This window comes from Sandaracinobacteroides sp., assembly GCF_057137845.1.
In genome coordinates this window covers 13,966-26,581 of record NZ_DBNHFX010000130.1, presented here as the reverse complement: position 1 = coordinate 26,581, position 12,616 = coordinate 13,966, and the positions used below count along the sequence as shown (strand labels likewise).

The following is a 12,616-nucleotide window of genomic DNA, read 5'->3' as shown; positions in this document are numbered from 1 at the left end:
CCGAAGGCTCAGCCCGCTGCCAAGTGAGCCGAAGGCTCAGCCCGCTGCCAGGTGATTCGGCGCCGGTTCGTCGGCGGCCTTCGCCTTGGCGTTCGACTGCATCGTCACTTCGACCGGCGGCGGGTTGGCAAGGGTCAGTCCGTCGAGGACTTCGGAGGTCGCATCGCGCACGGCCAGCATCACCAGCCGCAGATGGCACTCGTCTTCGGGGACGCAATTCTCGCACGGGGTGTAGCCAAGCCGCGCAGCGCACGGAACAAGGGCGATCGAACCACGGGTGATGCGCACGATATCGCCGTAGCTGATGTCGGCGGGTGCGCGCTCCAGCCAGTAGCCGCCGGCGCGCCCGCGCCGCGTGCCGACCAGCCCCTCGCGCGAGAGTTCGGAAAGAATGACCGTCAGGAACTTGCGGGGAATGCGCTGGGATTCAGCGATTTCGCCGATCTGGATCGGACCTTCGCCATGGTGGCGCGCCAGAAATTCCAGCGCGCGGATCGCATAGCGGGTCTTCATGTTCAGCATGACGATTTGCCCATGAGCCTGTCGGGCAGGATTTTCAACCCGTTTGGCAGACTAATGCCCGCAATGGCCGCCGAATACTGGGGCTGCGGCTAGCGGATCGCGGTGCCAGCCTCTTTCAGCATGTTGCGGGCGATCACCAGTTGCAGAATCTGCGTCGTGCCTTCGTAGATGCGATAGAGGCGCGCATCGCGGAAAAAGCGTTCGGCCGGATATTCACGCAGATAACCGGCGCCACCGAAGATCTGCACCACCCGATCAACGACGCGGCCGCACATTTCCGACGCGAACATCTTTGCCGCCGACGCCTCGATCGTCACCCGGCGTCCGGTGTCGGCCAGGCGGCAGGCGTCGGCGATCATGCACTGGGCGGCATAGATTTCCGCCTTGCTGTCGGCCAGCATCGCCTGAATCAACTGGAAGCTGGCAATCGGCTCGCCGAAGGCCTTGCGCTCGGTTGCATAGTGAAGCGCCGCATCCAGAGCGCGTTCGGCATAGCCGGTGGCCGCCGCCGCAACCGAGAGGCGGCCATTGTCGAGGCTTTTCATGGCGTGCTGAAAGCCCTTGCCTTCGACGCCGCCCAGCAGGCCCTCATCGGCCACGAACACATCATCCAGCATGATGTCGGCGATCAGCGCGCCCGTCTGGCCCATCTTGGCGTCGGCCTTGCCGATCGAGAGGCCGGGCGTGCCGATGGGCAGGATGAACGCCGAGACATGGGCGTTGCCGGGCAGATTTTCCGTGTTGGTGCGCGCCATCACCAGCGCGATCTGTGCCTGCGGCGCGTTGGTGATGTAGCGTTTGGTGCCCGATAGCCGATAGCCGCCCTCTACGCGCACGGCACGCGTTTGCAGTGCGGCCGAATCCGAACCCGAACCCGGTTCTGTAAGGCCGAAACTGGCGATCGCGCCAGAGGCGAGTTCCGGCAACCAGCGCGATTTCTGCGCCTCGGTGCCGCCGTTTTTCAGCGCCGACGTCACCATGCCGACCCCGATCGAGATCGCCGAACGATAGGCGGGCGCCGCATAGGCCAGACGGCGGATCGTCTCGACATATTGCGAGACGTTCATGCCGGAGCCGCCATAGGCCACCGGAATGGTGATTCCGAACAGCCCCAGTTCGCGCATTTCGCGAAGGATTTCCGCCGGCACACGATCGGTTTCCAGCACCTCGGCTTCGGCGGGGATCAGCCGGTCGCGGACATAGCGATCAAGCTGTTCGACAAATGCCTCGAATATGTCGCGATCCATGCCGCCGTCGTGGCTGATTTCGGGCATCTGTCGCCTTTCCGGTGCTGCTGGTGCCTTTGTGGATTCCTAGGCGAAGGCCTGTGCTGGTGCAATTCGCGCGCCGGTCAGCCGCGCTGGCGCAGCAGGCCGTTTGCCTGTTCGATGTTCCGGCGATGGCAGTCCAGCATATCCTTCAGGTCGTGGTGCAGGGCGTCGTCGCGGATCTTCGGCAGCAGGGCTTCCAGCCGGCGGACGACCCAGCCCTGCCCACGATTCAGGAACGCCAGCCGTTCCCACGGGTCGGCGATTGCCAGTGCCTTGTCGCGGAAATCGCCGATCCTGCCCGATGGCGCGCTACCCAGCCGCCCGATCTGCCGCGCCAGCATCGCGCACCAGCGCGACTCGTCCAGGCGGACGGCGTGCATCAGTTCACCGAAAGCGGCATCCGCGTCCAGCCGGAAGCTTGCCAGCGCCACGCGCGCCCCGGCGCGCTCGGCCTCAAGCAATTCGTTCAGGGCGCCAAGGATTTCGTCGCGACTGGCATAACCCATGTAGGCGTCGTCGGCGCTTGCAGCGTAACAGGCGGGGGAAGATGGTTCGTTTTCCAAGGTTCCGGCCTTTTCAGGATGGCCGAACGGGCGCATTGGGGTTCGGCTGCGGGCCATTCTACGCACACGAAGGAAAAAAGGGGAACAACCAGCATGACAGGCAACCGCAGCAGGACGGCGGACTTCGGCGCCGAGCAGGGGGAACAGGGCCTCGCGCCGCTGTTGCTGCGTAACCGTGCCTGGGCAGCAGCGCGCACCGACATCGATCCCGGCTTCTTTCAGCGGCTGGCCGGGCAGCAGCAGCCGCGCTATTTCTGGATCGGCTGTTCCGACAGCCGGGTTCCCGCGACCGAGATCGTCGATCTCGATCCGGGCGAAATGTTCGTGCACCGCAATGTCGCGAATCTTGCCATCGCCGACGATCCGAACTTCTCGGCCGCGTTGCAGTTCGCGATCGAAGCACTGGAAGTGGCGCATGTGATCGTTGTCGGCCACTATGGCTGCGGCGGCATCCGGGCGGCGATGGAGGCCGAAACGGCGGATTCGATCGGGCGCTGGATCGCGCCGATCCGCGCCCTGCACCACGCCCACCCCTGCGCCGAACCTGCAACAAGTGCCGAGGCCGACGCGCTTTGCGAACGCAACGTCCGCGAGCAGGTGAAAGCGCTGGCGGCCAATCCGTTCGTGCGCGCCGCATGGGATCGTGGCGCCGAATTGGTGCTGCACGGCTGGGTCTATGCGGTCGCCGACGGCCTGCTGAAGCCGGTCTGCGCGCCGGTTTCCGGCCCGAAAGGCTGATTCGCGGCTTCAGCGTTTGACTTGAGGCATCTGCGACACCATCATTGGCGGATGCGGAATCAGCGCCAGATCAAGCGAATTTGCCTCGTCGGAGGGCAGACCATCTCGGGCGCGTAGCCCCGGGTTCCGGCGCGACCTTGCCCCGAACTCGGGGCACCCCACATCGACAGCGAGCGCCACGACGATGGCCGCCGCACGCACCACGACAGCGCAGAACGATCAGCCGCCCGCGCGCGGTTCAACAGGAAAGCACAGCATCATGACAGCGAAGAAGCCGACCCGTCGGCCGCCGATTCACATGATCGACACCGAGGCCGACAGCCTTGCAGGCCTTGCCATCAGCATCGAGGAGCGGCTGCCGCAAGTCAGCAAGTTGCTGCTGACCGAGATTGAGCGCGCGAACGTTCACAGTGCCGACCGCATAGCCAGCAATATTGTTACAATGCATGCGACAGTCCGTTTCGTCGACGAGGCGAGCGGAAAGGAATACAGCTACCAATTGGTCTATCCGAAGGACGCCGATATCTCGGCTGGTCGCATATCGATCCTCACTCCGGTTGGCGCGGGTCTCATCGGGCTAAGGGAAGGGCAATCCATCCTGTGGCCCGACCGCGATGGCCATGAGCGCGAGTTGAAGATCGTGGAGGTGATCCAGTCGGCCAGCCGGGATTGACCAACGACGAAGACCAGTTTGACGGAGTATCCATGACTTCTACCATGCTCGACCAGGCCCTGACGCGACTCGATGATGCAGCCCATCACCTGTCGATCGACCCGGACGTCCTCGAAAAGCTGAAATATCCGCGTGAAACGGTGAAAACCCGTTTGCTGATTCGCATGGACGACGGATCGCGCAAATCGTTCATGGCCTGGCGATGCCGTTACGACGACACCCGTGGGCCGACGAAGGGCGGGATCCGCTACCATCCGGAAGCCAATGTCGACGAAGTGGAAACGCTCGCCTTCTGGATGACGTTCAAGTGCGCGGTGATGAATCTGCCCTATGGCGGCGGCAAGGGCGCGGTGCAGGTCGACCCGCGCGAGCTGTCGAAGGCCGAACTGGAACGGCTGTCGCGCGCCTATATGCAGGCGTTTTCCAGCATGATCGGGCCGGAGCGCGATATTCCGGCCCCGGATGTCTATACCAACGCCATGATCATGGGCTGGATGGCCGACGAATATGCAACCATCGTCGGCCGGGTGACGCCGGGCGTGATCACCGGCAAGCCGATTGCGCTTGGCGGTTCGCTGGGCCGCGACGACGCAACGGCACGCGGCGGCTTTTATCTGATCAGGCATCTGGAAAAGGAACTGGGCGTCGCGCCGGGTGGCCGGGTGGTGATCCAGGGCTTCGGCAATGCCGGCACACACATTGCGCGCCTGCTTGATGATGTTGGTTACAAGATTGTCGCGGTGTCGGATTCGCGGCATGCGATCCATGCGCCGGAAGGCATCGGCTTTGCAGAGCTGATCGAAGCCAAGAAGGGTGCGGGGCTTGCAAGCCTCGTCGGCCAGGATGGCGTGAAGGCGATCGACCCCGACGAACTTGTCGGCATCGACTGCGACATTCTGGTGCCGGCAGCGATGGAAAACCTGATCCATGCCGGCAACGCCGACAGCGTGAAGGCGAAGGTCGTGCTGGAACTGGCGAACGGGCCGATCACGCCCGAAGCCGACGAAATCCTGGAACGCAAGGGCGTCGTGGTGCTGCCAGATATTCTGGCAAATGCAGGTGGCGTCACGGTTTCCTATTTCGAATGGGTGCAGAACCGGCAGGGCTTCTACTGGACCGTCGGCGAAGTGCACGACCGTCTGCGCGGCAGCATGGAAGCCGAGGGGCGGGCGATCTGGGAGCGCGCAAAGACGCACGGCATCACCATTCGCAGCGCCGCCTATGTGCACGCGCTTGGCCGGCTGGCCGAAGCGATCGAGGCGCACGGCACGCAGCAGTTCTTCGCCGCATCCTGACCTGACCGCCTGAACAGAAAGGGGGAGGGGCCGACCGTTCCTCCCCCTTTCTGTGCGCGGTGCATGGGGTTATGTTCACCCCGAGAGGATAGACCGATGGATCAGGATCGTTTCGCCGCAGTCGACCGCTGGATGGCGCTGCACCTTCTGCCGGCCGACCCGATCCTCGAACAGGCGCTTGGCGCCGGGCGCGCGGCGGGCCTTCCCCAGATCGACGTATCGCCGATGCTGGGCGGGTTTCTGGCGATCATGGCGCAGGCGGTTGCAGCAAGGCGCATCCTCGAAATCGGCACGCTGGCGGGCTATTCCGCGATCTGGCTGGCGCGGTCGCTGCCGGATGGGGGCCAGCTGGTGACGATCGAAGCCAATCCGCGCCACGCCGAAGTTGCCCGCGCGAACTTTGCGCGCGCCGGTCTGACGCATCGCATCGACCTTCATGTCGGTGCCGCGCTCGATGTTCTGCCGACGCTCGTCGATCATGATCTTGGCGCCGGCGGGCGCGCCTTCGACATGGTGTTCATCGACGCCGACAAGGAAAACAACGCCGCCTATGCCGACTGGGCGGGCACCCTGCTGCGGCCCGGCGGCTTGATGATCGTCGACAATGTGGTGCGGCGCGGCGCCATCCTCGACGAACACAGCGACGACCCGGCGGTAACGGGCACGCGCAGCCTCTATGCCGCGATGCGCTCCGACCGGCGCTTCGACGCGTCCGCGTTGCAGACGGTGGGCGTGAAGGGCTGGGACGGCATTCTGGTCGCGCGCCGCCGCTGACGGTTTGGCGCTGCGTTCGGCCCGGCTATTCGCGGCGCAGCCCTTCCAGCCGTTCGCGCCGGTAGGGATAGCCGATGCCTTCGGGGATGGTCAGCCAGCCATCGCCGCCGATTTCCGGCTGCACGAAGGGGGCAGGGGTGTCGTCGGCCAGCAGGGCGGCAACGGTTTCGAACTGCGCCAGCCGGGCGATGTTGCAGCGCGTCGGGAACAGCAGGCTGATCTTGCCGGCGTCGGCCTCGGCCAGCAGATCGGCCGGGTGCGCCCAGCGTGCGTGCACTGCCTCGTGGCCGTCGGCCATCATTTCCTCTCCGTCCGGCAGCGAGGCCAGATAGAAGCGGGTATCGAACCGCTTGTGCAACCCGTGCGGCGGAAGCCAGCGGGCGAACGGGATCAGCTTGGCTGCATCCAGCCGGTGGCCGATTTCCGCCAGCAGGTCGGCGAATCCGATCAGGTGCTGATCCGATGCCGGGCGCAACCGGGCGCGTGCATCGGCATCGACGGCGGTTCCGGCCGACAGCAGGATGCCGGTTTCCTCGAAGGCTTCGCGCGCGGCCGTCACGCGTGCGATCGCGCAGTCGCGTTCGATGCCGTCGAAGTGCAGGAAACCGGCGCCTTCGGGCAGGTCGGTCTGGTCTACCTTGCCGCCCGGAAAGGCGATTGCGCCACCGGCAAAGCCCATGCCCTTGGCCCGTTCGATGACCAGAACCTCGAGGTCCGCCCGGCTGTCGCGGGCGATGATGACGGTGGCGGCAGGAATGGCGCCGGCGGGATCTGGGCTGTGCATTCGCCCACCATCGCCGCAGCGGACGGCTTTACGCAACCGGTCAATCCTGCGAGGCACGATTTCATCAACAGTCCGACGCACGAGGAGACGCGCATGCAGCAGGTTCAGGAGTGGGATGGCCACAGCGTGCCCGAATTGATGACGCTCGAACGTCTCGACCGCGACCTGTTCCGCAACCACCTGAATCAGAGCAATGCCAACGGCGCGCTGTTCGGCGGGCAGGTGCTGGCGCAATCGCTGACGGCGGCATCACGGACGGTGGGCGACATCGGCAACAACCGCGCCGTGCATTCGCTGCACGGCTATTTCCTGCGCGCGGGCCGCGCCGATGTGCCGGCGATCTTTCAGGTTGATCGCACCCGTGATGGCGGGCGTTTTTCAACCCGGCGGGTGATCGCCATTCAGGAAGGCGAACCCATCTTCCACATGGAATGCGGCTTTCACGCCGGAGAGGAAGGCTTCGACCACCAGACTTCGCTGCCCGCCGGCGTCGCCGGCCCGGAATCGCTGAAGACGTTGCAGGAACTGGCCGACGCCACCGATATCGACGCCCCGGACTGGCTGCGAAACCGCTGGCGCCAGACCGAGCGGCGGGTCGAAGTGAAGCCGGTGGAGCCGTCGAGCTTCACCTTCGTCGAGGGGGCCGAACCGCGCCGGTCGATCTGGATGCGTGTGCCAAGCGGCGGCGGCGCAACGCCCGATCGTCAGGCCTGCCTGCTGGCGTGGATGTCGGACTATTGGCTGGCGGGAACGGCGGCGATGTCGCACACGCTGCCCGGCCCTGGCCCGGACCTTTTCATGGCGAGCCTCGACCATGCGATGTGGTTTCACCGGCCGGTCGATGTCGGCGAATGGCTGCTGTTCCAGACCGACAGCCCCTCGGCGCAGGCCGGGCGGGGCCTTGCGCGCGGGCTGATCTATGCCCGTGACGGCCGGTTGGTGGCGACCGTCGTGCAGGAGGCATTGCTGCGCCGACGCCGGCCTGCATGAGCGACGAACCCGCGATCCGCCGCGACGGTGACGACTGGCTGCTGAACGTAAAAGCGCGCCCCGGCGCGCGCGCCGACCGGATACGCGGCGTGCAGGCGGGGCTGCTGCTGGTCGAGGTGGCGGCGGCAGCCGAAGGCGGGCGCGCGACCGAACGGCTGCTGGGGTTTCTTGCCGTCAGTTTCGGCGTCGCGCGGCGCGATGTTGCGCTGGTTTCGGGTGCGCACGCGCGCTGGAAGCGGGTGCGGATCGTCGGCGGCAACCTGCCCGCTGCACTGACGGAACCGGATGTCAGGCGATGATGTCGGGGATCAGCAGGTCCTGAATTGCCGACATTTCATCTTTCAGGCGAAGCTTGCGCTTTTTCAGCCGGGCGACCTGCAGCACATCGACACTCGACGAGCGCGACAGCGCGTCGATTGCAGCGTCGAGGTCGCGGTGCTCCAGCGTCAGCGCGTGCAGCCTTGCCCTAAGCTCCGTCTCGTCCATGCTGAAGAAATGTCCCGCACCGGCTGCCGAATGGCCGACGACATGGCGCAAACAGGAAGCCGCCGTCAACCTGAGAAGCCGATTCGGACCGGGCTGGTTTCGATTTGGCACCGCGCTCCTGCATGTGGCGGCTGTGCGCAGCATTGTCGCACCACATGTGGGGTCGGAAGCCGAATGTCGCGGCAAGGCTGACAAGCCCCGCAAAGCGTGATTTACTGCCTTTGGCCAGGCCGGGGCCGGCTTGGCAGGAATGCGATCAGGAAAGGATCCGCCATCATGGCCAGCGCCCATCTCGAAGCCTTGAACGCCCGCCACGCACTGCTCGACGGGAAGATCAACACAGAGATGAACCGCCCGCTGCCAGACACGACCGTGATCGCCGAACTGAAACGGCAGAAGCTGAAAGTGAAAGAGGAAATCCAGCGCGGGGCATAGTCCTCATGCGGGCGTGAACGGTGCGCTCCGGTTCGGTGGCCTACACCGGGCCGGAAGCGCGGGTTTGCCGCCGTTCCAGCAGTTCAGCATCAGTCGTCGCGAGAGGAACGCTCCTCGCGCTCGTGGCGTTCCTGCGCTTCGAGCGTCATGGTTGCGATCGGCCGTGCTTCGAGCCGCTGCAACGAGATCGGGTCGCCGGTGATTTCGCAATAGCCATATTCGCCTTCGTCGATCCGGCGCAGGGCGGAGTCGATCTTCGAAATCAGTTTGCGCTGCCGATCGCGTGTGCGCAGTTCCAGCGCCCAGTCGGTTTCCGACGATGCGCGGTCGGTCTGGTCAGGCTCCTGGATCGGGCCTTCCTTCAGCGAGTCGAGCGTCGCCTTGGCTTCGGCCTTGATGTCTTCCTTCCATTTCAGCAGCTTGGTGCGGAAATAGGCCAGTTGCCGGTCGTTCATGAAAGGCTCGGCTTCGGTCGGGACATAGTCTGCCGGCAGGGCCAGACCGTCGTAGTTCATTATATGGTCCGGGGTATCGGAACTGATCGACTGTCTTACGGATTCCGTCACGAACAAACTCCCTCGCGCTCCGTCGGCCTCGCTCGCTTGTGGTTGTCCACCTGCTTCGCGCTACGCAGCCGTCGGCAGCCTCACAATGGGGGGATGGCCTTTCGGGCGCATCCTTCCCGTCCCGTCGCGGGCATTAGCCGAGGGGCGGGCGCGGGGCAAGCGAAGTGCCTGCCGCCTGCGGCGAAATTACCGTGGGTGTTGCGCTTCAGAAACGCCTGATGCGCGGGACAGACGGGCCGCCCGTGGCTTCCGCCCGGCCGATCACGTCGGCCAGCGGCTCGACGACGCAGGCCATCCAGTACGCGTTGGCGTGCAGCAGGGTTGCGCCATCCAGCAGGATGCCGATGTGGCCGGGCCACCAGGCGATGTCGCCGCGCCGGGCGTCGGCCGGGGTTACATCGGTTTCGGCGTCGGCACTGATCATGTCGCTGTCGCGGCGGCAGCGGAAACCGGCAGCCTGGCGCGCAACCTGAATCAGGCCCGAGCAATCGATCCCGGCCCGGCTGCGGCCGCCCCAGCGATACGGCGCGCCGCGAAAGCCCAGCGCCACCTCTACCCAGTCGATGGCGGTGCCATCGGCTTGCAGCAGGTGCCGGCGGTGCAGAAAGCAACCGGCGAAGGCACCGGCGGTGATCCGCACGAAGCGATCATCGGCGTCCTCGAAATGGATCTGCGCGCCGAGGGGCAGTGTTCCGGCGACAGCGGCGCGGATCGCCGGCTCGCGGAACAGCAGCGCGTCTCCGGGGCCGATGCGGCCGGTGTCGCCGCTTGCCGGCGCCTGCAAGGCATTTTCGGGCACATGGCCGACATAATTGTCGGCAAGGGAATAGCCCCACGCAAAACCATGGCCGATGTCCAGCACTGCGAAGCGTTCGCCGGGCAGCAGTTCGGATGCAGCGGGCGCCGATACATCGTCGGAGGAAAACACCGCCGTCTGGCGCGCGGCCTCGCGGATGAGCGGTTCGACGTAGCAGGGCACTGCCACCTGCGAAGCAAGCGCGATGTCGGCAAGATCGGAACGCCACGCATGGTCGCGCGGGTCCAGCGGCGACATCGGCCCGGCGGTTCGCGGCCCGGTGATGCGGCTGGTTCTGTTCATGCGAATCGTCTTTCCAGCATATCCAGCGCCGCGAACAGCGCCATCGCCGCAGCACCCTTGGGGCGGCCCGGCCTTTGCGTGGGGTTCCAGCCGTAAATGTCGAAATGCGCCCATGCCACGTCGGCAGGCACGAACCGTTGCAGAAACAGCGCGCCGACGATGGCCCCGGCAAAGCCGCTTTCGGCGTTGTTGTTCAAGTCGGCGATCGCGGAACGGAACAGCCGCCGATAGGGCTGCCACAACGGCAGCCGCCAGACCGGGTCGTCATGGCTGGCACCGCCATCGAGCAGCGCCTGCGCCAGCGCGTCGTCGTTTGCGAACATGGCGGGAAGGTCCGGGCCGAGCGCCACCCGGGCAGCGCCGGTCAGCGTGGCGAAATCCAGAATCAGGGCGGGCGCCGATTCGGCGGCATAGGCAAGCGCATCCGCAAGCACCAGCCGGCCCTCGGCGTCGGTGTTGCCCACTTCGACGGTCAGGCCCTTGCGGGTGGCGATCACGTCGCCGGGACGGATCGCCCCGCCCGCGACCGCGTTGTCGGCGGCGGCCGCCACCAGCCTGACGCGAACCGGCAGCCGCCGTTCGATCACCATGCGGGCAAGCGCGATCGCATGGGCCGCGCCCCCCATGTCCTTTTTCATCAGCCCCATCGACGTGCCGGGCTTCAGGTTCAGGCCGCCGGTATCGAAGCAGATGCCCTTGCCGACGATGGCGACCAGCGGGTGCCGTTCGTCGCCGCAGTCCATCGCAACAAGGCGCGGCTGGCGCGGCGATGCGCGGCCGACGGCGTGGATCGCCGGGAAATTGTGCGCCAGCAGCGCGTCGCCCTGTTCGACCGTAAGCCGCCCGCCGGTGGCTTGTGCCAGCGCCTGCACTTCGGCTTCGATGTCGGCCGGGCCCATGTCTTCGGCCGGGGTGTCGATCATGTCGCGCAGGCGCGCCGTCGCCCGTGCATCGCCAAGCGCGCGATCGATCGGGCCGGGATCCGATACCAGCAACTGCCGTGGTCCGCGTTCGTCGTCGGCGCGGCGATACCGGCCAAAGCGGTGCTGCGCCATCAGCCAGCCATGCAGCGCCACCGCCGGCACCGGCCCGTTGATGCGGTAGCGCCCTTCGGGAAGCTGCGCGGCAGCGGCTGCAAGCGTCCAGCGTCCGGCGGTTTTGCGTTCCCCCAGCCCGACCGCCAGCGACCAGCCGGTGCCTGCGCCGTCTGGCAGGAAGCAGGCGGTATCTTCACGCGCGCGAAAGCCCGATGCAGCAACGGCCGCGCGTGCGGTTTCACCAAGCCCGGCCTGGAAGGCGGCGAAACCGTCTGTGCCGACGAGGTGGATCTGGCTTGCCGGGCCGCCCTGATCGGGGGCCAGCAGGCGGTCGAACCCGGTCATCCGTTCAAAAGCCGGGCTGCGTGCAGCGCATGATAGGTAAGGACGCCCGACGCGCCTGCACGGCGGAAGGCGGTCAGCAGTTCGATCACCACACGGTCGCGGTCGAGCATGCCGGCTGCGACAGCTGCCTCGACCATCGCATATTCACCTGAAACGCAATAAGCGAACACCGGCACTTCGAACCGTTCGGCGACGCGGCGAACGATGTCGAGATATGGCAGCCCCGGCTTGACCATCACGCTGTCGGCGCCCTCGGCGATATCCAGCGCCACTTCGCGCAGCGCCTCGCGGGCGTTCGCCGGGTCCATCTGATAGGTTTTCTTGTCGCCCTTCAGATAGCCGCCGGCCCCCACCGCATCGCGGAACGGCCCATAGAAGCCGCTGGCATATTTGGCGCTGTAGGCCATGATCTGCACGTCTGTGTGGCCCTCGGCCTCGAGTGCAGAGCGGATCTTGCCGACGCGCCCGTCCATCATGTCGGAAGGAGCGATGATGTCGGCGCCGGCGCGGGCCTGGTTCAGCGACTGGCCGACGAGCACGTCCAAGGTGGCGTCGTTCAGCACCCGTCCGTCGTCGTCGATCAGGCCGTCGTGGCCGTGGCTGGTGTAGGGGTCCAGCGCGACATCCGCCAGCAGGCCGACGTTGGCGCCGCTGTCGCGGATCGCTTTCAGCGCCCGGCAGACCAGATTGTCGGGGTTCAGCGCCTCGGCTCCGTCGGCGGTGCGCCGTTCAGGCGGGGTATTGGGGAACAGCGCGATCGCCGGAATGCCCAGCCGCTCGGCCTCGCGGGCGAGGGCGGGCAGCCGATCGACGGAATGGCGCTCGACCCCCGGCATGGTGCCGACGGCTTCGCTGGTGTCGCGCCCCTCGCACACGAAAAGCGGCCAGATCAGGTTGGCGGGCGACAGGCCGGTCTCTGCGACCATCGCCCTCGACCAGGTGGCGCGGCGCAGCCTGCGCATCCGCGTCTGCGGAAAATTCCCGATGCTCATCGCAGGCGCCTGTAGCGCGCGCGGGCCGCACGCGCTAGCCTCGACG

16 protein-coding genes are annotated in these 12,616 nt (G+C 66.2%); 7 read left to right on the top strand and 9 right to left on the bottom strand.

Annotated elements, in window-relative coordinates; genetic code table 11:
• Positions 1-36: 36 nt before the first annotated feature.
• The 3 genes from AC16JP_RS07380 to AC16JP_RS07370 all read right to left on the bottom strand — a co-directional run bounded on the left by AC16JP_RS07380 (position 37) and on the right by AC16JP_RS07370 (position 2,356).
• Complete coding sequence (locus AC16JP_RS07380) at positions 37-522, bottom strand: RrF2 family transcriptional regulator (RefSeq protein WP_484339964.1); 486 nt, start codon at positions 520-522, stop codon at positions 37-39.
• 89 nt (positions 523-611) lie between these two features.
• Positions 612-1,796: an acyl-CoA dehydrogenase family protein gene (locus AC16JP_RS07375; RefSeq protein ID WP_484339963.1), complete on the bottom strand. Its 1,185-nt coding sequence runs from the start codon at positions 1,794-1,796 to the stop codon at positions 612-614.
• 77 nt (positions 1,797-1,873) lie between these two features.
• Positions 1,874-2,356, bottom strand: a complete 483-nt coding sequence (locus AC16JP_RS07370) for a DUF6306 domain-containing protein (protein WP_484339962.1) — start codon at positions 2,354-2,356, stop codon at positions 1,874-1,876.
• A gap of 93 nt (positions 2,357-2,449) precedes the next feature.
• Here AC16JP_RS07370 and AC16JP_RS07365 point away from each other — a divergent pair, with 93 nt between their 5' ends.
• From AC16JP_RS07365 to AC16JP_RS07350, 4 genes are all read left to right on the top strand, one after another.
• A complete protein-coding gene (locus tag AC16JP_RS07365) occupies positions 2,450-3,094 on the top strand; it encodes a carbonic anhydrase (RefSeq protein WP_484339961.1) in 645 nt (214 codons plus the stop codon).
• A gap of 184 nt (positions 3,095-3,278) precedes the next feature.
• Positions 3,279-3,767 carry a nucleoside diphosphate kinase regulator gene (rnk, locus tag AC16JP_RS07360; protein ID WP_484339960.1) on the top strand — a complete coding sequence of 163 codons (489 nt, stop codon included), beginning with the start codon at positions 3,279-3,281 and terminating at the stop codon, positions 3,765-3,767.
• Positions 3,768-3,799: 32 nt separating this feature from the next.
• Positions 3,800-5,062 (top strand): Glu/Leu/Phe/Val family dehydrogenase, encoded by a 1,263-nt coding sequence (locus tag AC16JP_RS07355; protein ID WP_484339959.1) that lies wholly within the window; start codon positions 3,800-3,802, stop codon positions 5,060-5,062.
• A gap of 96 nt (positions 5,063-5,158) precedes the next feature.
• Entirely contained in the window at positions 5,159-5,836 is a 678-nt protein-coding gene (locus tag AC16JP_RS07350; protein WP_484339958.1) for an O-methyltransferase, read from the top strand.
• Positions 5,837-5,861: 25 nt separating this feature from the next.
• Here the strand turns inward: AC16JP_RS07350 and AC16JP_RS07345 are convergent, their stop codons facing one another.
• Complete coding sequence (locus AC16JP_RS07345; RefSeq protein ID WP_484339957.1) at positions 5,862-6,620, bottom strand: NUDIX hydrolase; 759 nt, start codon at positions 6,618-6,620, stop codon at positions 5,862-5,864.
• 93 nt (positions 6,621-6,713) lie between these two features.
• On the opposite strand from AC16JP_RS07345, the gene AC16JP_RS07340 reads away from it, so the two are divergent.
• Positions 6,714-7,610, top strand: coding sequence for an acyl-CoA thioesterase (locus tag AC16JP_RS07340; protein WP_484339956.1), 897 nt, complete (start codon positions 6,714-6,716; stop codon positions 7,608-7,610).
• Positions 7,607-7,909: a DUF167 domain-containing protein gene (locus AC16JP_RS07335; RefSeq protein ID WP_484339955.1), complete on the top strand. Its 303-nt coding sequence runs from the start codon at positions 7,607-7,609 to the stop codon at positions 7,907-7,909. Before AC16JP_RS07340 ends, AC16JP_RS07335 begins: the two co-directional genes overlap by 4 nt.
• Here AC16JP_RS07335 and AC16JP_RS07330 read toward each other — a convergent pair.
• Entirely contained in the window at positions 7,899-8,096 is a 198-nt protein-coding gene (locus AC16JP_RS07330; RefSeq protein ID WP_484339954.1) for a YdcH family protein, read from the bottom strand. The two genes, AC16JP_RS07335 and AC16JP_RS07330, sit on opposite strands and share 11 nt — an antisense overlap.
• 276 nt (positions 8,097-8,372) lie before the next feature.
• On the opposite strand from AC16JP_RS07330, the gene AC16JP_RS07325 reads away from it, so the two are divergent.
• Positions 8,373-8,531 (top strand): YdcH family protein, encoded by a 159-nt coding sequence (locus tag AC16JP_RS07325; RefSeq protein ID WP_484339953.1) that lies wholly within the window; start codon positions 8,373-8,375, stop codon positions 8,529-8,531.
• Between the two features lie 89 nt (positions 8,532-8,620).
• On the opposite strand, the gene dksA is transcribed toward AC16JP_RS07325, so the two are convergent.
• The 4 genes from dksA to hemB form a co-directional block, all read right to left on the bottom strand.
• A complete protein-coding gene (gene dksA / locus AC16JP_RS07320) occupies positions 8,621-9,046 on the bottom strand; it encodes an RNA polymerase-binding protein DksA (protein WP_484340000.1) in 426 nt (141 codons plus the stop codon).
• A 256-nt stretch (positions 9,047-9,302) separates the two neighbouring features.
• Positions 9,303-10,196, bottom strand: coding sequence for a C40 family peptidase (locus AC16JP_RS07315; protein WP_484339952.1), 894 nt, complete (start codon positions 10,194-10,196; stop codon positions 9,303-9,305).
• Positions 10,193-11,578: a leucyl aminopeptidase family protein gene (locus tag AC16JP_RS07310; protein WP_484339951.1), complete on the bottom strand. Its 1,386-nt coding sequence runs from the start codon at positions 11,576-11,578 to the stop codon at positions 10,193-10,195. Before AC16JP_RS07310 ends, AC16JP_RS07315 begins: the two co-directional genes overlap by 4 nt.
• Entirely contained in the window at positions 11,575-12,570 is a 996-nt protein-coding gene (gene hemB, locus AC16JP_RS07305) for a porphobilinogen synthase (RefSeq protein ID WP_484339950.1), read from the bottom strand. Before hemB ends, AC16JP_RS07310 begins: the two co-directional genes overlap by 4 nt.
• Between the last annotated feature and the right edge of the window lie 46 nt (positions 12,571-12,616).